15 protein-coding genes are annotated in these 18,890 nt (G+C 73.9%); 14 read left to right on the forward strand and 1 reads right to left on the reverse strand.

Annotation, left to right across the window (positions count from 1 at the left end; all coding sequences use genetic code 11):
• Nucleotides 1-3: 3 nt before the first annotated feature.
• The 14 genes from BLU55_RS00400 to BLU55_RS00465 all read left to right on the forward strand — a co-directional run bounded on the left by BLU55_RS00400 (nt 4) and on the right by BLU55_RS00465 (nt 15,300).
• The gene (locus BLU55_RS00400) at nt 4-1,566 is read left to right on the forward strand and encodes a UDP-N-acetylmuramoyl-L-alanyl-D-glutamate--2,6-diaminopimelate ligase (protein WP_091725031.1); all 1,563 of its coding nucleotides are present in this window, start codon (nt 4-6) and stop codon (nt 1,564-1,566) included.
• A complete protein-coding gene (locus tag BLU55_RS00405; RefSeq protein ID WP_091725032.1) occupies nt 1,563-3,044 on the forward strand; it encodes a UDP-N-acetylmuramoyl-tripeptide--D-alanyl-D-alanine ligase in 1,482 nt (493 codons plus the stop codon). The genes BLU55_RS00400 and BLU55_RS00405 overlap by 4 nt, the downstream gene beginning before the upstream one ends.
• Complete coding sequence (gene mraY / locus BLU55_RS00410; protein ID WP_091725034.1) at nt 3,041-4,108, forward strand: phospho-N-acetylmuramoyl-pentapeptide-transferase; 1,068 nt, start codon at nt 3,041-3,043, stop codon at nt 4,106-4,108. Before BLU55_RS00405 ends, mraY begins: the two co-directional genes overlap by 4 nt.
• Nucleotides 4,090-5,586, forward strand: coding sequence for a UDP-N-acetylmuramoyl-L-alanine--D-glutamate ligase (gene murD, locus BLU55_RS00415; protein WP_407938398.1), 1,497 nt, complete (start codon nt 4,090-4,092; stop codon nt 5,584-5,586). Before mraY ends, murD begins: the two co-directional genes overlap by 19 nt.
• A gap of 36 nt (nt 5,587-5,622) precedes the next feature.
• Nucleotides 5,623-6,996, forward strand: coding sequence for a putative lipid II flippase FtsW (gene ftsW, locus BLU55_RS00420; protein WP_231916983.1), 1,374 nt, complete (start codon nt 5,623-5,625; stop codon nt 6,994-6,996).
• A complete protein-coding gene (gene murG / locus BLU55_RS00425; RefSeq protein WP_197681048.1) occupies nt 6,993-8,114 on the forward strand; it encodes an undecaprenyldiphospho-muramoylpentapeptide beta-N-acetylglucosaminyltransferase in 1,122 nt (373 codons plus the stop codon). Before ftsW ends, murG begins: the two co-directional genes overlap by 4 nt.
• A complete protein-coding gene (murC, locus tag BLU55_RS00430; protein WP_091725035.1) occupies nt 8,111-9,526 on the forward strand; it encodes a UDP-N-acetylmuramate--L-alanine ligase in 1,416 nt (471 codons plus the stop codon). Before murG ends, murC begins: the two co-directional genes overlap by 4 nt.
• A complete protein-coding gene (locus tag BLU55_RS00435; RefSeq protein WP_091725037.1) occupies nt 9,526-10,314 on the forward strand; it encodes a cell division protein FtsQ/DivIB in 789 nt (262 codons plus the stop codon). Before murC ends, BLU55_RS00435 begins: the two co-directional genes overlap by 1 nt.
• Before the next feature lie 416 nt (nt 10,315-10,730).
• The gene (ftsZ, locus tag BLU55_RS00440; protein WP_091725038.1) at nt 10,731-12,005 is read left to right on the forward strand and encodes a cell division protein FtsZ; all 1,275 of its coding nucleotides are present in this window, start codon (nt 10,731-10,733) and stop codon (nt 12,003-12,005) included.
• Nucleotides 12,006-12,015: 10 nt separating this feature from the next.
• Nucleotides 12,016-12,735 (forward strand): peptidoglycan editing factor PgeF, encoded by a 720-nt coding sequence (gene pgeF / locus BLU55_RS00445; RefSeq protein ID WP_091725040.1) that lies wholly within the window; start codon nt 12,016-12,018, stop codon nt 12,733-12,735.
• The gene (locus tag BLU55_RS00450) at nt 12,732-13,439 is read left to right on the forward strand and encodes a YggS family pyridoxal phosphate-dependent enzyme (protein ID WP_091725041.1); all 708 of its coding nucleotides are present in this window, start codon (nt 12,732-12,734) and stop codon (nt 13,437-13,439) included. Before pgeF ends, BLU55_RS00450 begins: the two co-directional genes overlap by 4 nt.
• A gap of 79 nt (nt 13,440-13,518) precedes the next feature.
• Complete coding sequence (locus BLU55_RS00455) at nt 13,519-14,055, forward strand: cell division protein SepF (RefSeq protein ID WP_407938435.1); 537 nt, start codon at nt 13,519-13,521, stop codon at nt 14,053-14,055.
• Nucleotides 14,056-14,097: 42 nt separating this feature from the next.
• Nucleotides 14,098-14,388 carry a YggT family protein gene (locus tag BLU55_RS00460; RefSeq protein ID WP_091725045.1) on the forward strand — a complete coding sequence of 97 codons (291 nt, stop codon included), beginning with the start codon at nt 14,098-14,100 and terminating at the stop codon, nt 14,386-14,388.
• 117 nt (nt 14,389-14,505) lie between these two features.
• Nucleotides 14,506-15,300: a DivIVA domain-containing protein gene (locus tag BLU55_RS00465; protein WP_091725046.1), complete on the forward strand. Its 795-nt coding sequence runs from the start codon at nt 14,506-14,508 to the stop codon at nt 15,298-15,300.
• A gap of 90 nt (nt 15,301-15,390) precedes the next feature.
• On the opposite strand, the gene ileS is transcribed toward BLU55_RS00465, so the two are convergent.
• Nucleotides 15,391-18,585 (reverse strand): isoleucine--tRNA ligase, encoded by a 3,195-nt coding sequence (gene ileS / locus BLU55_RS00470; protein ID WP_091725048.1) that lies wholly within the window; start codon nt 18,583-18,585, stop codon nt 15,391-15,393.
• Nucleotides 18,586-18,890 lie beyond the last annotated feature (305 nt).

The raw sequence follows: 18,890 nt of genomic DNA on the forward strand, positions 1-18,890 counted from the left end.
CCGGTGCCCGAGCCCGCCGAGACCCCTCCCACCCGCCCCCGCTCGACGTCGCCCGTCCCGCTCACCGAGGTCGCCGCCCTCACCGGTGCGCGGCTGCGCCCGCCCTCGGCCGGGGCCGTCGAGGCCACCGGCATCACCCTCAGCTCGCGACGCGTGTGCCCCGGCGACGTCTACGCCGCGCTGCCCGGAGCACGGGCCCACGGGGCGGCGTACGTCGCCGAGGCCGTGGCCGCCGGCGCGGTCGCCGTGCTGACCGACGCCGCCGGCGCCGAGGTCGTCGACCGGGCGCTGGACGAGCGGGCCGAGGGGCTCGAGGTGCCCCTGCTGGTGGTCGAGGAGCCGCGCTCGGTGCTCGGTCGCCTCGCCGCCCACGTGTACGCCGAGCCGGCCCGCGCCCTGACCCTGGTGGCCGTCACCGGCACCCAGGGCAAGACCACCACCACCCGCCTGCTCGAGGGCGGCCTCACCGCCGCCGGCGTGACCGCCGGGGTGGTCGGCACCGTCGGCACCCGGATCGCCGGCGAGGACGTCCGGTCCACGCTGACCACGCCCGAGGCGCCCGACCTGCACGCGCTGTTCGCCGTGATGGTCGAGCGCGGGGTCGAGGCCTGCGCGATGGAGGTCTCCAGCCACGCCCTGGTGATGGGCCGCGTCGACGGGGTGGTCTTCGACGCCGCCGCGTTCCTCAACCTCGGCCGCGACCACCTCGACTTCCACCGCGACGTCGAGGACTACTTCGCCGCCAAGGCCTCGCTGTTCACCCCCGAGCGCACCCAGCGCGGCCTCACCAACGTCGACGACGAGCACGGCCGCCGGCTGCTGCGCGTGGCGACCGTGCCGATGTCCACCTTCTCGGCCACCGGCGCCGAGGCCGACTGGCGCGCGGTCGACGTCGTCGCCGAGCCGGAGGGGTCGACGTTCTCCGTGGTGACGCCCACGGGGGAGCGGCTCCCCGCCCGGGTGCCGATCACCGGCTCCTTCAACGTCACCAACGCGCTGTGCGCGATCGCGCTGGCCGGCGAGGCGGGGCTCGACCCGCGCCGGGTCGCCGACGGCATCGCCGCCTCGGGCGGGGTGCCCGGCCGCCTCGAGCGCATCGACGGGGGCCAGGACTTCCTGGCCGTCGTCGACTACGCCCACAAGCCCGACGCGGTCCAGGCCGCCCTCGACGCGCTGCGCCCGCTGACCGCCGGTCGGCTCGTGCTGGTCATCGGCGCCGGCGGCGACCGCGACCGCGGCAAGCGACCGGTGATGGGCGAGATCGGGGCGCGCCTGGCCGACGTCCTGGTCGTGACCGACGACAACCCCCGCACCGAGGACCCCGCGACCATCCGTGCCGCCGTGCTCGCCGGGACGTCGGTCGTGGCCGACGGCGAGCGGGCCGAGGTGGTCGAGGTCGGCGACCGCCGCGAGGCGATCCGGCGGGCCGTCGCGCTCGCCGGTCCGGGCGACACCGTGGTGGTGGCCGGCAAGGGACACGAGACCGGCCAGGAGGTCGACGGCGAGGTGCACCCGTTCGACGACCGCGACGAGCTGCGCGTGGCCCTCGAGGGAGTGCGCCGGTGATCCCCCGCACGCTGGCGCAGGTCGCCGACCTCGTGGGTGGGCGGCTGCACGACGCCGACCCGGACCTGCTCGTCACCGGTCCCGCCTTCCTCGACAGCCGCAGCCCGGAGCCCGGCGGCCTGTTCGTCGCCTTCGCCGGCGAGCACGTCGACGGGCACCGCTTCGCCGCGGGGGCCGTCGAGGGCGGTGCCGCGGCGGTGCTCGGCACCCGCCCCACCGGGGTGCCGACGGTCGTGGTCGACGACGCCCAGGTGGCGCTGCAGCGCCTGGCGCAGGGGGTGCTCCGGCGTCGTCGCCGCGACGACCGCGAGGCCGGCCGCGCCCCGCTCGAGGACCCCGAGGCGCTGGTGGTGGTCGCGATCACCGGGTCGCAGGGCAAGACCAGCGCCAAGGACATGCTCGCCCGGGTGCTGGCCGACGCCGGGCCGACGGTCGCGACGGCCGGGTCGTTCAACAACGAGCTCGGGCTGCCGCTGACCGTGCTCCGGCTCACCGGGGAGACCCGCTTCCTCGTCCTCGAGATGGGGGCGCGGGGCATCGGCCACCTCACCGAGCTGTGCGCGATCGCCCCGCCCGACGTGGCGCTGGTGCTCAACGTCGGCAAGGCCCACCTCGGCGAGTTCGGCTCCCAGGCCAACATCGCCCAGGCCAAGGGCGAGATCGTCGAGGCGCTGCGACCCGGGTACGGCGTCGCGGTGCTCAACGCCGACGACCCCCTGGTCACCGGCATGGACGCCCGGGTGACGGCCGAGGAAGGCGTCGAGGCGGTCCGCTTCGGGGCGGGTGCCGACGCCGACGTGCGCGTGTCCGGCCCGGTCCTCGACGACCTGGGCCGGCCGTCGTTCGACCTGCTCCACGCCGGCGCCTCGGAGCACGTCGACCTGCGGCTGCTCGGCGCCCACCAGGCCACCAACGCCGCTGCGGCGGCCGCGGTCGGCACGGCGGTGGGGATCCCGCTCGACCGCGTCGCGGCCAGCCTGCGCGCCATCGAGGCACTCTCGCGCTGGCGCATGGAGCTGAGCGAGCGGGCGGACGGCCTGGTCGTGGTCAACGACGCCTACAACGCCAACCCCGACTCGATGCGCTCGGCCGTGGAGACCCTGGCCGGGATCGGCGCCCGCTCGGGCCGGCGCACCGTCGCGGTGCTGGGCGAGATGCGCGAGCTCGGGCCCACGGCCGTCGAGGAGCACCGGGCGGTCGGGTCGCTGACCCACGAGCTCGGCGTCGACGAGGTCGTGGTGGTGGGGCCGGGCGCCGCCGGCATCGCCGAGGCCCGGCAGGACGCGGGAGTGTCGTCCTCGACACACCACGTCTCCGGCGTGGACGAGGCCACGGCCTGGTTGCGCGAGAATGTCCGGGGCCCGGACGTGGTGCTGGTGAAGGCATCGCGGTCCGGAGGCCTCGAGCGAGTGGCCCGGACACTCGTCGACGACCCCGCGCCGACCGACGGCGCGGCGGGAGAGGAGCCCCACGCGTGAGAGCCATCCTGCTGGCCGGCGGGCTGTCGCTGGTGCTGACCCTGGTCGGCACCCGCTACGCCATCATCGTGCTCGCCCGGCGCGGCTACGGACAGCTGATCCGCGACGACGGGCCGACCACCCACCACACCAAGCGCGGCACGCCCACCATGGGCGGGCTGGTCATCGTGCTGGCGTCGGTCGTGTCGTACTTCCTCGCCTGCCTGGTCGTCGGTCGCACCCCGAGCGCCTCCGCGCTGCTGCTGCTGTTCCTCTTCGTGGGCCTGGGCACCGTGGGCTTCCTCGACGACTACATCAAGATCTCGCGGCAGCGCAGCCTGGGGCTGCGGAGCCGGGCCAAGTTCATCGGGCAGACGCTGGTGGCGCTCGCCTTCGGCGGCCTGGCGCTCTCGCCCTGGCTCGAGGACGACCGCGGCCGCACGCCGGCCGGGCAGTCGATCTCCTTCATCCGCGACGCCAGCTTCACGCTCCCGGTCATCGTGGTCGTGCTGTTCGTGTGGCTGCTCATCGCCGGCACGAGCAACGCGGTCAACCTCACCGACGGCCTCGACGGCCTGGCCGCGGGCGCCTCGGTGATGGTCTTCGGCGCCTACACGCTGGTCAACATCTGGCAGAACAACCAGTGGTGCGGCCGTGAGCCCGGCCCCTCCTGCTACGAGGTCCGCGACCCGCTCGACCTGGCCATCGTGGCCGCCGCGATCACCGGCGCCTGCTTCGGCTTCCTGTGGTGGAACGCCTCGCCGGCCAAGATCTTCATGGGCGACACCGGCTCGCTGGCCCTCGGCGGCGCCCTCGCGGGCTTCGCGGTGCTGACCCGCACCGAGTTCCTGCTGGCGCTGCTCGGCGGCCTGTTCGTCATCCAGACCCTCTCGGTGATCCTGCAGGTCGGCTTCTTCAAGGCCACCCACGGGCGCCGGCTGTTCCGGATGGCGCCCCTGCACCACCACTTCGAGATGCTGGGCTGGGAGGAGATCACCGTGGTGATCCGGTTCTGGCTGATCGCCGGCATCTTCGTGGCCGCCGGCCTCGGGGTGTTCTACGCCGAGTGGGTGGCGGGCGCGTGACGGGCCTGGACCCCGCCGCGCTGGCCGCCCTGGGCCGCACCTCCGACTGGAGCTCGATCCGGGTCGTGGTCGCCGGGTTCGGCGTCTCGGGGTACGCCGCGGCCGACAACCTCACCTTCCTCGGCGCCCGGGTGACCGCCCTCGACGAGTCCGAGGCCGGTGACCGCCGCGAGCGGGCCGACCTGCTCGAGAGCCTCGGCGCCACGGTGCGGCTCGGGCCCGGCAGCACGACGACCCTGCCCGACGACGTCGACCTGGTCGTCACCTCGCCCGGCTGGTCGCCCCGCGCGCCGCTGCTCGCGCAGGCCGTGGGGCGCGGCGTACCCGTGTGGGGCGAGGTGGAGCTGGCCTGGCGGCTGCGCGACCCCGAGCGCCCCGTGCCGTGGCTGGCCGTGACCGGCACCAACGGCAAGACCACCACGGTGCAGATGCTCGAGGCCATGCTGCGGGCCGGCGGCCTGCGCACGGTCGCGGCCGGCAACGTCGGGCTGCCCCTCGTCGAGGCGGTCATGGACCCCGACCCGTACGACGTGCTGGCCGTCGAGCTCTCGAGCTTCCAGCTGCACTGGACCTCCACGGTGGCCGCCCGGTCCGCGGCGGTCCTCAACGTCGCCGAGGACCACCTCGACTGGTACCCCGGCCCCTCGGGGATGACCGACTACGCCGCCGACAAGGGCCGCATCTACGAGCGCGTCCGGTCGGCCTGCGTCTACAACGTCGCCGACCCCGTCACCGAGGAGCTGGTCCGCGAGGCCGACGTCACCGAGGGGGCGCGCGCCATCGGGTTCACCCTGGGCACCCCCGCGGTCGGCATGGTCGGGCTGGTCGACGACGTCCTCGCCGACCGGGCCTTCGTCGAGGACCGGCGCAGCAGCGCCGCCGAGCTGTGCACCCTGGGCGACCTGGCCAGCCAGGCGCCCCACTACGTCGCCAACGCGCTCGCCGCGGCCGCGCTGGCCCGCTCCTTCGACGTGACCCCGGCGGCGGTGCAGCAGGCGCTGCGCGACTTCCGCCCCGACGGCCACCGCATCGCCGAGGTCGCGACCGTCGACGGCGTCACCTGGGTCGACGACTCCAAGGCCACCAACCCGCACGCCGCGCGGGCCTCGCTGCAGGCCTACGACCCGGTCGTGTGGGTCGCCGGAGGCCTCGCCAAGGGCGCCCGCTTCGACGACCTGGTGCAGGCCGTGCGGGACCGGCTGCGCGGGGTGGTGCTGCTCGGTCGCGACGCCCCGGTGATCCGGGAGTCGCTGCGGCGACACGCACCCGATGTGCCCGTGATCGACGTGGCCGCCGGGGAGGATGACGGGGTAGGACCGATGGACCGCGTCGTGGCGGGCGCAGCGTCCCTGGCGCGACCGGGGGACACCGTGCTGCTGGCGCCGGGGTGCGCGTCCATGGACATGTTCGCCAACTACGGCGCACGCGGCGACGCCTTCGCCGAGGCCGTGCACCGCAGGCGGCGGGGAGACAGCTGAACTGTCGGCGACCACGTCGGCGACGAGGAGGACCCGGTGAGCGTCACCAGCCAGACCAGGCAGGCACCGGCGACCTCACGGACGTCGGTCGGCACCCGCCCGCAGGGCCGCCTCGCCGGCTCGCTCGCCCCCCTCGGTGACGCGCTGCGCGGTCGCGCCCGCACGGTGCGTCACGCGCTGGAGCGTCCCCTGACGTCCTACTACCTGCTCCTGGGCGGCACCACGATGCTGCTCGCGATCGGCCTGATGATGGTGCTGAGCGCCTCGAGCGTCTACTCCTTCAAGGCCCACGACAGCAGCTACTACATCTTCCTCAAGCAGCTGACCTGGGTGGCGATCGGACTGCCGGCCGCCTTCGTCGCGAGCCGGTTCAACCGGCGGCTGCTGCGGCTGCTCGCCTGGCCCGCCGTGATCATCGCCGTGGTGCTGCTGGCGCTGACCCAGACCAGCCTCGGCTTCGCGGTCAACGGCAACCGCAACTGGCTCGACCTCGGTGGCCTGACCCTGCAGCCGTCGGAGATCGCCAAGCTCGCGATCGTGCTGTGGACCGCCGACGTCTACGCCACCAAGGAGAAGCTGCTCGGCAACCCGGTCCAGGCGCTGGTGCCCGTCGCACCCGTGATCGTGATGATCTCGGCGCTGGTGGTCTTCCAGCACGACCTCGGCACGGCGCTGGTGCTGTTCGCGCTGCTGCTCGGGATGCTGTGGGTGGTCGGCGTGCCCGCGCGGCTGTTCGGGTTCGCTTTCTCGGTGGTCGGCGTCCTGGCCTTCTACCTGGCCGCCAGCAACTCCGAGCGCCGCGAGCGCCTGACCAGCTTCATGGACCCCTTCAAGGACTTCCAGGGCTCGGGCTGGCAGGCCGGCCACGGCCTGCTCGGCATGGCCAGCGGCGGCATCTTCGGCAAGGGCCTCTCGGCGAGCCAGCAGAAGTGGGGCAGCCTGCCCGAGGCCCACACCGACTTCATCTTCGCGGTGCTCGGCGAGGAGCTCGGCCTGGTCGGCACGCTGCTGGTGCTCGTGCTCTTCGGTGCGGTGGCGTACGCCGCGGTCCGCCTGGCCATCACCACCGCCGACCCCTTCGTGCGCTACGCGACCGCCGGCGTCACCATCTGGCTGATGTCGCAGATGCTCATCAACATCGGGATGGTGCTGGCGCTGCTGCCGGTCATCGGCATCCCGCTGCCACTGGTCTCCTACGGCGGCTCGGCGCTGGTGCCCTCGCTCGTCGCGCTGGGCCTGCTCGTCGGGTTCGCCCGCAACGAGCCCGAGGCCAGGGCTGCGCTGCAGGCGCGGCGTCGCGACCGCGGCCAGGGCGGGACGGGCGGCCAGGGCGGCCGGACCCGTCGCCCCGGCACCGCCGTGCCCGCGGTCCTCGCCGGCAGCCTGCGCTCGCGCTCGAGGCGCCAGTGAGCACGGCCCCCGGTCCGCGCCGGGTCCTGCTCGCGGGCGGCGGCAGCGCCGGCCACACCTCCCCGCTGCTCGCCACCGCCGACGCGTTGCGCCGCCTCGACCCGACCGTCGAGATCACCGCGCTCGGCACCGCCCGCGGCCTCGAGACCCGCGTCGTGCCGGAGGCGGGCTACCCGCTCGAGCTGGTGCCCGCGGTGCCGTTGCCGCGCCGCCCCGACGCCGACCTGCTGCGCACGCCCGGCCGGGTCCGGGCCGCGCTCGCCGCCACGCTGGAGGTCCTCGACCGGGTGCGCCCCGACGTCGTGGTCGGCTTCGGCGGCTACGTCTCGGTGCCGGCCTACCTCGCCGCCCGCCGTCGCCACCTCCCGCTGGTGGTCCACGAGGGCAACGCGCTCCCGGGGATCGCCAACCGGCTCGGCGCCCGGCTGACGCCGTACGTCGCCACCTCCTTCCCCGACACCGACCTGCGCCACGCCCGCTACCTCGGGCTGCCGGTGCGCCGGATGGTGAGCACGCTCGACCGGGCCGCGCTCCGGGCCGAGGCGCGCCAGCACTTCGGCCTCGACGCCGAGCGGCCGGTGCTGCTCGTCACCGGGGGCTCGCAGGGCGCCCGCCGGCTCAACCAGTCGGTCGCCGCGGCGGCGGGGGCCTTCGCCGCCGCCGGCGTGCAGGTGCTCCACGTGGTGGGTCCGAAGGGCGAGGCCTCCCCGGAGACCACGCCCGGCGGACCGGCGTACGTCGTGGTGCCGTTCGTCAGCCGCATGGACCTGGCGTACGCCGCCGCCGACGCGGTGCTGTGCCGCGCGGGCAGCAACACCGTCACCGAGGTGTCGGGGGTGGGGCTGCCGGCCGTCTACGTCCCGCTCCCCATCGGCAACGGCGAGCAGGCGCTCAACGCCCGCCCGGTGGTCGACGCCGGCGGGGGGCTGCTGGTCTCCGACGCGGCGCTCACCCCCGAGTGGGTGCGCAGCGCGATGCCCGACCTGCTGACCGACCCCGAGCGGCTCGCGACCATGTCCGCCGCGGCCTCCCACGTGGTGCCGCTCGACGCCGACGACCAGCTCGCCGCCCTCGTGGTGGAGGCGTGGCGCACCACCCAGGAGGCGGCAGCCCGATGAAGGTCCCCGTCCCCGACGAGCTGCTGGCGGCCGACCGGCTCGGCACCGTCCACTTCGTCGGCATCGGCGGTGCCGGCCTGTCCGGCATCGCGCGCATCATGCTGGCGCGCGGAATCCCCGTCTCGGGCAGCGACGCCAAGGAGTCGCGCACCCTCGACGCGCTGCGCACCCTCGGCGCCACCTGCCACGTGGGCCACGACGCCGCCCACGTCGGGGCGGCCGACACCGTGGTCGTCTCGACCGCCGTGCGCGAGAGCAACCCCGAGGTGGTCGAGGCCCGGGCCCGCGGCCTGCGGCTGCTGCCGCGCTCGGCGGCGCTGGAGTCGGTGATGCAGGGCCGCCGCGTCGTCGCCGTCGCCGGCACCCACGGCAAGACCACCACCACCTCGCTGCTCACGGTCGCCCTGCAGCACTGCGGCGCCGACCCGTCGTTCGCCATCGGCGGCGAGCTCAACGAGACCGGCTCCAACGCCCACGACGGCACCGGCGAGCTGTTCGTCGCCGAGGCCGACGAGAGCGACGGCGCCTTCCTCGTCTACTCGCCCCACGCCGCCCTGGTCACCAACGTCGAGGCCGACCACCTCGACAACTACGGCACGGAGGAGGCCTACCGCGCCGCCTTCGACGAGTTCGTCGACCGGGTCGACCCCGACGGCTTCCTCGTGGTCGTCTCCGACGACCCGGGGGCCGACCACCTCGGCGACGTGGCCACCTCGCGCGGCCGCGCCGTGGTGCGCGTGGGGGAGGGCCCCGGGGCCGATGTCCGCGCCGAGGACCTGCGCTTCGTCGGCGCCACCTCGACCTTCACGGTCGTCGACGGCGGCGAGCGCCTGGGCGAGGTGCGGCTCCAGATCCCCGGGCGCCACTACGTCCTCGACGCCGTCGCGGCCCTGGCCTGCGGGCTGCGGCTCGGGTTCGGTTTCGCCGAGCTCGCGGCGGGGCTCGGCTCCTTCAGCGGCACCCGGCGCCGGATGGAGCTCAAGGGCGAGGTCGGGCAGGTCCGGGTCTACGACTCCTACGCCCACCACCCCAACGAGATCCGCGGCGACCTCCAGGCCGCCCGCTCGCTCGCCGGCGACGGCCGCGTCGTGGTGGCCTTCCAGCCCCACATGGTCTCGCGCACCCGCATCTTCGGGCACGACATGGGCGTGGCCCTCGGTGCCGCCGACGAGGTCGTCGTGATGGACGTCTACGTCGCCCGCGAGGAGCCCGAGCCCGGTGTCAGCGGCGCCCTGGTCGCGGACGCCGTGCCGCTGGCCGCCGAGCACGTCGTCTTCGAGCCGTCCTGGTCCGCGGTGGCCGCCCACCTCGTCGAGCGGGCCCGCCCCGGCGACGTGGTGCTCACCCTCGGCGCGGGTGACGTCACGCTGCTCGGGCCCGAGGTGCTCGACCTGCTGGGGGAGGACTCCTGATGGGCTGGCGCGACCGCTTCCGGCGTACGCCGCGGGTGCCGTCGTCCACCGGCCCCGACGAGCCCACCGTCCGCCTGGCCCGCTACGACTTCGCCCGCCGCCGACACCAGGGGCGCCGGCGGCTGCTGCGCCACGTCGCGCTGGTCGTCGTGGTCGCGCTCGTCGTCGGCCTGGGCGCCTGGGCGGTGCTGTTCTCCTCGCTGCTCACCGCCCGCGGCGCCGAGGTCGTCGGCGCCGGCGACCTCAGCCCGTCCCGGGTCGAGAGCGCCGCCGACGTGCCGACCGGCACCCCGCTGGCCCGCGTCGACGTCGGGGCGATCCGCACCCGTGTCGAGGCCATCCCCGGCGTGCGCAGCGCCGACGTGTCGCGCAGCTGGCCCCACACCGTGCACATCGAGGTCACCCCCCGCACCCCGGTCGCGGTCCTGGAGCGCGGCGACACGCTGCGGGCGCTCGACGCCGACGGGGTCGTGTTCGGCAGCTATGCCAAGCGCCCCCGCGGCCTGCCGCTGGTCGAGGCCGCGGCCTCCGCCGACGACGAGGCCCTGGTCGAGGCCGCCGGCGTCGTCGCCTCCCTGCCCGAGGACGTCGCCGCCCGCACCGCCACCGTCGAGGTCGGCAGCGTCGACGAGATCAGCCTCGTGCTCACCAGTGGCCGCCGCGTCGTGTGGGGCAGCGCCGAGCAGTCCGCCACCAAGGCCGACGTGCTCGCCGTCGTGCTCCCGAAGCTGCCCAAGGACGTCGAGGAGATCGACGTCTCCGTCCCCGGTCGGCTCACCACCCGCTGAGGTCGGCCGGTCCTGGGGGGCCGGCGTCGTGCGGTGGACCGGTTTCCCAGGGGCCCCTGGGAAACCGCCGCTTCCCCGGGTCTGCTTCGCCCGGGAAGCAGAGGATCGGGCCGGGGAGCGCGCCGCCCGCGCGTCGGTCGCGACGCGCCGCGACGGTGTCCGGCGTCACGTCGAGAAAATCTGAATTGATGCGGCGCGTCCGCGTGTTGCCGGGGGTGTCGCGGTCCCGTCGCCTAACTTCGTCTCACCACCACAGGTTGACATAACTATAACCCTCCACTTGAAGGTTAGAGTTTTCGGCCGATCTGGGTGGTCTTCCCCGAGCAGGACCCGGACCCGTCCGGGCAACACCCCAGAAGCATCCGAGCGTCGCCGACAACCGTCGGACGGCAACCAGAAGAGTGAGAGGCACCGCCGTGGCAGCACCCCAGAACTACCTCGCCGTCATCAAGGTCGTGGGTATTGGTGGAGGTGGAGTCAACGCCGTCAACCGGATGATCGAGGTCGGGCTGAAGGGCGTCGAGTTCATCGCCATCAACACAGATGCACAGGCCCTGTTGATGAGCGACGCCGATGTCAAGCTCGACATCGGGCGCGAGCTGACCCGTGGCCTCGGTGCCGGTGCGAACCCCAGCGTGGGTGCGCAGGCGGCCGAGGACCACGCCGAGGAGATCGAGGAGGTCCTCAAGGGGGCCGACATGGTCTTCGTCACCGCCGGCGAGGGTGGTGGCACCGGCACCGGTGGCGCCCCCGTCGTCGCCAAGATCGCGCGCTCCCTCGGGGCGCTGACGATCGGTGTGGTCACCCGCCCGTTCGCCTTCGAGGGTCGCCGCCGCGCGACCTCCGCGGAGGAGGGCATCGAGGGTCTCCGCGAGGAGGTCGACACCCTCATCGTGATCCCCAACGACAAGCTGCTGATGATCAGCGACCGCAACGTGAGCATGCTCGACGCCTTCAAGCAGGCCGACCAGGTCCTGCTGCAGGGTGTCTCCGGCATCACCGACCTGATCACCACCCCGGGCCTGATCAACCTCGACTTCGCCGACGTCAAGTCGGTCATGTCCAACGCGGGCTCCGCCCTCATGGGCATCGGCTCGGCGCGCGGCGAGAACCGCGCCGTCGAGGCCGCCGAGCTGGCCGTGTCGAGCCCGCTGCTCGAGGAGTCGATCGACGGCGCCCAGGGCGTGCTGCTCTCGATCGCCGGTGGCTCCGACCTCGGCCTGTTCGAGATCAACGAGGCGGCCGCCATGGTGGCCGACGCGGTGCACGTCGAGGCCAACATCATCTTCGGCGCGACCATCGACGACGCGCTCGGCGACGAGGTCCGCGTGACCGTCATCGCCGCCGGCTTCGAGGGCGGGCGGCCCAAGCGTCGCGACGAGGGCCAGTCCCTGCGTCCCCGGGCGCAGGCGCCGGCCCAGAGCCAGGAGGAGACCCGGGCCGCCGCCCGGGCCTTGGCCGAGCAGCGTCGGGCCGACGCGGCCCCGCGTCGTGAGCCGGTCACGGTCGGGGCGCAGCAGCGTCCCGCCGCCGCCCCCCAGTCGGCGCCCGCGCCGGCCCGGTCCACGTCCGGGTGGGGCAGCCAGCCCGCGCAGGAGTCCACGTCCGGCTCCGCGCCGGCCGGGGGCCAGCGCGGCCAGCAGGGCGACTTCGGGGACGACGACCTCGACGTGCCCGACTTCTTGAAGTAGGCCGCACCGGGTGTACTCCCACCGCAGCAGCACCGGCCCCGTCGACTGTGCCTTCACGGACAGGCTCGGCGGGGTCAGTGCCGCGCCCCACGACTCCCTCGACCTGGCCCTGGTCGGCGAGGGCGACCCGGACGCGCGACGGCGCAACGTCGAGAAGCTCCTGGCCGACTTCGCCCCCGGCGCGCGGCTCGTCGACATGGCCCAGGTGCACGGCACCCGGGTCGTCGACGCCGCCACGACGGCGCCGGGAGCGCCTGAGCAGTGCGACGCCCTGGTCACCGACCGGGCCGACGTCGTGCTGATGGTGCGCGTGGCCGACTGCGTGCCGGTCCTGCTCGCCGACCCGGTCGCCGGGGTGGTCGGGGCGGCCCACGCGGGGCGCCAGGGCATGGCCGACGGCGTCGTCCCGGCGGCGGTGAGCCGGATGCGCGACCTCGGTGCCACCCGGATCCAGGCCTGGGTGGGGCCGCACGTGTGTGGCCGCTGCTACGAGGTGCCGGCCGCGCTGCGCGAGCAGGTCGCCGCGGTGGAGCCCGAGGCCGCCTCGACCACGTCGTGGGGCACCCCGGCCCTCGACGTCGGCGCCGGCGTCCGGGCCCAGCTGCGGCGCGACGGCGTCGAGGTCACCGACGTCTCCCGCTGCACGCTGGAGTCGCCCGACCTCTTCTCCCACCGCCGCGACGGCGTCCGTGCGGGGCGGCTGGCCGGCCTGGTCAGGAGGCGCGCATGACCTCCGAGGAGCGGCGCGAGGAGCTCGCCACCCGCCTCGACGACGTGCGCCGGCGGATCGCGGAGGCCTGCGCCGCCGCGGACCGCGACGTCGAGGAGGTCATGCTCGTGGTGGTCACCAAGTTCTTCCCCGCCTCCGACGTCCGGCTGCTCGCCGGGCTGGGCGTGCGCGACGTGGGGGAGAACCGCCACCAGGAGGCCCAGGCCAAGGCCGAGGAGCTCGCCGACCTCGACCTGTCCTGGCACTTCATCGGCGGCCTGCAGAGCAACAAGGCCGCCGCCGTCGCGACGTACGCCGACGCCGTCCACTCCCTCGACCGGCCCAAGCTGGTCACGGGTCTGGGCCGGGGCGCCACCGAGCGCGGCCGGGACCTCGACGTGCTGGTCCAGGTCAGCCTGGACCCGCCGGGCGCCGAGGGGCGCGCCGGTGCGGACGAGGCCGACGTGGCCGCCCTGGCGGAGCGCGTGGCGCAGGCCGACGGTCTGGTGCTGCGCGGCGTCATGGGCGTGGCGCCGCTGGGCGGGGACGCGGGGCAGGCCTTCGAGGGCCTGGCCCGGATCGCCGCCGACGTGCGCCGCGAGCACCCGTCCGCCACCTGGATCTCCGCCGGCATGAGCGGTGATCTCGACCAGGCGATCCGCCACGGTGCGACACACCTGCGGATCGGCTCCGCGGTCCTCGGTCCGAGGCCCACGGTCAAGTAGTGTCCGAAACGCCGCCCGCCAGCATGTCGGTCGCGGCAGATGAGCGCCACGAGAGCAGAGGAAACAAGCAATGAGCGCGATGCGGAAGATGGGCGTCTACCTCGGACTGCTCGAGGACGCCGACGGGGCGTACGCCGAGCCCGGGAACGACTACGACGAGCCCGCCCGCCGCACCCCGGCCGGCGCGTCCGCGGTCCGCCCGCAGGCAGCCCCCCAGCCGGCCCAGCAGGTGGCGCAGCACGACGACGTGGAGATGTCGGCCCCCGTGGCCCGCCTCGACGAGCGTCGCCGCCCCGCCGCCGCGGCCCCGCGCCCGGCCGCCCAGACGGTGGCGCCGATGTCGCGGATCACCACGCTGCACCCCCGCACCTACAACGAGGCGCGCGTGATCGGCGAGAACTTCCGCGACGGCGTCCCGGTGATCATGAACCTCTCCGAGATGGACGACACCGACGCCAAGCGCCTGGTCGACTTCGCCGCCGGTCTCGTCTTCTCGGTCCGCGGCTCCATCGAGCGGGTCACCAACAAGGTCTTCCTGCTCTCCCCGCCCAACGTCTCGGTCGCGGCCGAGGACAAGCAGCGGATCGCGGAGAACGGGTTCTTCAACCAGAGCTGAGCCCGGCTCACCCTGGTTGTCGGCACCCCCTAGGCTCATCACGTGCAACTCGTCGGCTCGATCATCGACCTGGTGCTGACCACGTTCATCGTGCTGCTGTTCATCCGGCTCATCGTGGACTGGGTGCAGTTCTTCGCCCGCTCGTGGATCCCCCGTGGTCCGGCGCTGGTGGTGCTCGAGGGCGTCTACAGCGTCACCGACCCGCCCGTGAAGGCATTGCGCAAGGTGCTGCCGCCGCTGCGGCTCGGCGGCGCGGCGATCGACCTGAGCTTCATCGCGCTGCTCATCATCTGCTACGTCCTGCGCGGCCTGAACGCCGCGATCTTCTTCTGACCCCGCGGGTCGAATGCGCCCTCCTGGGTCGCGTGTGACGCGTGGGTCGAGGTGGGACCGGCGAACCGATAGGGTTCTCGGCGCCCCACCCCCGACGAACAGGACACAGGTGACGTCATGCCGCTGACGCCCGAGGACGTGAGCAACAAGCGATTCACCCCAGTGCGGCTCCGCGAGGGCTACGACATGGGTGAGGTCGACCAGTTCCTCGACGAGATCGAGTCCGAGCTGAGCCGGCTGCTCAAGGAGAACGACGACCTGCGCTCCAAGGCGGGCCTGTCCGGTGCTCCGGCTGCTGCGGCGGGCGAGAAGGTCGCCCCCGCTGCCGAGGAGCCGGCCGCCCCGGCGCCCGCGAAGGCCGAGCAGCCCGCTGCGGCCCCGACGCCGGCCGCGACCCCTGCCGAGGCCCCCAGCAGCTCGGGCCACAAGCCGTCGCCGCACGAGCAGATCACCGTCACCACCTCCGCCGAGGCCGGCGCGGCCGCCTCCCGGCTGCTCGAGCTCGCCACCCGCAACGCCGACGAGGTCGTCGCCGAGGCCCGCCAGCAGGCCGACGGGATCCTGACCCAGGCCCGCACCGAGGCCGAGCAGCTGGAGACCCAGTCGCGCGAGCGTGCCGACCAGGTCGACCGCGAGACCAAGGACCGCGCCGACAAGCTCGACGCCGACGCGCGCACGCGGGCGCAGAACCTCGACGCCGAGACCCAGGCCAAGCGCAGCGAGGCCCTCACCTCCATCGAGCAGGAGAAGGAGCGCCTCGACCACGAGGTGGAGAACCTGCGCGCGTTCGAGCGGGAGTACCGCAGCCGTCTCAAGAGCTACTTCACCCAGCAGCTCGAGGCGCTCGACGGTCGCGGCGAGGGTGGCGAGCTGCCGGCCGGCCACGGCCACCCGCAGGACCCCGCCGAGTAGCACCGCCACGGCGCACGACGCGACGAGGGGCCCGCACCGACCGGTGCGGGCCCCTCGTGCGTGCGGGAGCGGGTCCCGGGGCGAGGTGGGTCAGACGCGGGTGACCGAGAAGGCCAGGCCCAGGTCGTCGTCGCGCCGGTCCAGGCCCTCGACGGAGTCGGCCCGGTGGACCGAGGTGGCCAGCACCTCGGTCGCGATCAGCTGCTCGTGCTCCGTGACGGCCGCGCCGAGCTCGCCGGCCTCGCCGCCCTGGGCTGTCAGGGCCCAGCGCAGCGCGATCCGGTCGGAGACCTCGAAGCCCGACGCCTTGCGGGCCTCCTGGACCATCCGGACCACCTCGCGGGCCAGACCGGCCCGTCGCAGCTCCGGGGTGAGCTCGAGGTCGAGGGCCACGGTCTCGCCCTGCTCGTTGACCACCGACCAGCCCTCGCGAGGCCGCTCGGAGAGGATCACCTCGTCGGCCAGCACCTCGACGGGCTCGCCGTCGAGCACGACGCTGGCGCGACCCGCGGCGGAGAGGTCGGCGGCCAGCACGGAGGCGTCGGCGGCGGCGATCGCGGCGGCCACCCGGGGGGTGTCCTTCGCGAACCGCTTGCCCAGGGCGCGGAAGTTGCCCTTGGCCGAGTGGTCGACCAGGTCGGCGCCGGCGGCCGAGAGCGGCTCGACCTCGCCGACGTTGAGCTCCTCGGCGACCTCGCGGCGCAGCTCCTCGCTGAGCCGGGCGTGGGCCGCGGTGGCCACCAGCATCCGCCCCAGGGGCTGGCGGGTGCGGACCTTGGCCTCGGCCCGGGCGGCGCGGCCGAGCTCGACGAGGCGGCGGGCCAGCGACATCTGCTGGCCGAGGTCGTCGTCGACCAGGCTGCCGTCGGTGGTGGGCCAGGCGGCCAGGTGCACCGACTCCGGCAGCTCCTCGGACGTGGCGGCGAACAGGTCGCCCCACACGCGCTCGGTGATGAACGGCGTCAGCGGCGCCATCAGCAGCGTCACGACCTGGAGGCACTCGTGCAGCGTGGCCAGCGCGGAGGGGTCACCGGCCCAGAAGCGCCGGCGGGAGCGGCGCACGTACCAGTTGGACAGGTCGTCGACGAAGCCCGCGAGGAGCATCCCGACCCGCTGGGAGTCGAAGCCCTCGTAGGCGGTCGTGACCTGCTGCACCAGGCGGTGGGCCTCGGACAGCGCCCACCGGTCGAGCACGGGCCGGTCGGCGAAGGCGGGGGTCTCGCCGCCCGGCGTCCACGACGACAGGTTGGCGTAGAGCGCCTGGAAGGCGACGGTGTTCCAGTAGGTCAGCAGGACCTTGCGGACCGTCTCCTGGATGGTCGTGTGGCCCACGCGCCGGGCGGCCCAGGGCGAGCCGCCGGCGGCCATGAACCACCGCACGGCGTCGGCGCCGTGCTCGTCCATGAGCGGGATCGGCTCGAGGATGTTGCCCAGGTGCTTGGACATCTTGCGGCCGTCCTCGGCCAGGATGTGGCCCAGGCACAGCACGTTGAGGTACGACGACTGCTCGAACACGAGCGTGCCGACCGCCATCAGGGTGTAGAACCAGCCGCGGGTCTGGTCGATCGCCTCGCAGATGAAGTCGGCCGGGTAGGCCTGCTCCAGGCGCTCGGCCGAGCCCTCGACATGGGGGTAGCCCCACTGCGCGAACGGCATCGAGCCGGAGTCGAACCAGGCGTCGATCACCTCGGGCACCCGGTGGGCCTGCTGGCCGCAGGTGGGGCAGGCGAAGGTGACGTCGTCGACGAAGGGTCGGTGCGGGTCGAGGCCCGACTGGTCGCTGCCGCTGAGCGTGGAGAGCTCGGCCAGCGAGCCGACGCAGGTCTGGTGGCCCTCGGCGCAGCGCCAGATCGGCAGCGGCGTGCCCCAGTAGCGGCTGCGCGAGAGCGCCCAGTCGATGTTGTTGGTCAGCCAGTCGCCGTAGCGGCCGTGCTTGATCGTCTCGGGGAACCAGTTGGTGCGCTCGTTCTCGGCGAGCAGCGCGTCCTTGACCTCGGTGGTGCGGACGTACCACGACGGCTGGGCGTAGTAGAGCAGCGAGGTGTGGCAGCGCCAGCAGTGCGGGTAGCTGTGCTCGTAGGCCAGGTGGCGGAAGAGCAGCCCGCGCCGGGTGAGGTCCTCGACGAGGTCGGTGTTGGCGTGGCGGAAGAACTGGCCGCCGACCAGGGGCAGGCCGTCCTCGAACTCGCCGCGCGGCGTGATCGGGTTGACCATGGCGACGCCGTTGCGCCGGCACGAGGCGAAGTCGTCCTCGCCGAACGCGGGGGACTGGTGCACCAGCCCGGTGCCGTCCTCGGCGGTGACGTAGTCCTCGACCACGACGTAGTGGGCGTCGGGCAGCTGGTCGTCGCCGTCGGTGCGCGCCGGCCACTCGAGCAGCTCGAAGGGGCGGCGGTAGGTCCAGCCGACCATGTCGGAGCCGGTGAAGCGGTCCTCGATCTCCCAGCCCTCGCCGAGCACCTTCTCGACCAGCGACTCGGCCATCACCAGGGTCTCGTCGCCGTCGGTGACGCTGACGTAGGTGAGGTCGGGCTGGGCGGCGACCAGCGCGTTGGAGACCAGGGTCCACGGCGTCGTGGTCCAGATCAGCAGGCTGGCGCCCGTGGCGCCGGCCGACCCGGCGTACGGGCCGGAGGTGAGGGGCATCCGGACGTAGACGCTGGGGTCGGTGACCGTCTCGTAGCCCTGGGCGAGCTCGTGGTCGGACAGGCCGGTGCCGCAGCGGGGGCAGTACGGCGCGACGCGGTAGTCCTCGACGAGCAGGCCCTTGGCGTGGATCTGCTGCAGGGCCCACCACACCGACTCGACGTACTCCGGGTCCATCGTGCGGTAGGGCTCGCGCATGTCGAGCCAGCAGCCCATCCGGTCGGTCATCTCCTCCCAGAGACCGACGTGGCGGGTGACCGACTCGCGGCAGCGGGCGTTGAACTCCTCGATGCCGAAGGCCTCGATGTCGGGCTTGCCGGAGAAGCCGAGCTCCTTCTCGACGGCCAGCTCGACGGGCAGGCCGTGGCAGTCCCAGCCGCCCTTGCGGTTGACCTGGTAGCCCTGCATCGTCCGGAACCGGGGGAACGCGTCCTTGAAGGTGCGCGACTCGATGTGGTGGGTGCCGGGCCGGCCGTTGGCGGTCGGGGGTCCCTCGAAGAAGGTCCAGGTGTCGGCGCCCTGGTTGCGGGCCACCGACTTCTCGAAGATGCCCTCGGCCTTCCAGAAGGCCAGGACGTCGCGCTCCAGGGCGGGGAGGTCCACCTGGGGAGGCACGGGGCGGTACTGCTGCTGGGTCACGAGGGGTCCTTGCTCCGGCTGGTCGTGCTGTCAACCGGAGGGACGAGCCCGGCTGTCGGCCGGTCCCGCGGTACCACCCTCCTTGGCCGGCCCAGGTGCTGCCGACCCACTCGTGGGTGACCCGGTGAGGGGTCCACCGCAGCCGGTTCTAGTCCACGACGGAGGTCTCCCTCCGCGGTGTTTCTTCCGGCAGCTCCGGGGTGATGGCCCCATCCATGCCATGCGGTGCGAGAAGACTACCGCCGACGTGGGAGAGTTCTCCCTCGGTGGTGGGTTGAAGGCGCTCGGCCCGCCGCCTATCCTCG

Source organism: Nocardioides scoriae, from assembly GCF_900104965.1.
Classification (GTDB): domain Bacteria; phylum Actinomycetota; class Actinomycetes; order Propionibacteriales; family Nocardioidaceae; genus Marmoricola; species Marmoricola scoriae.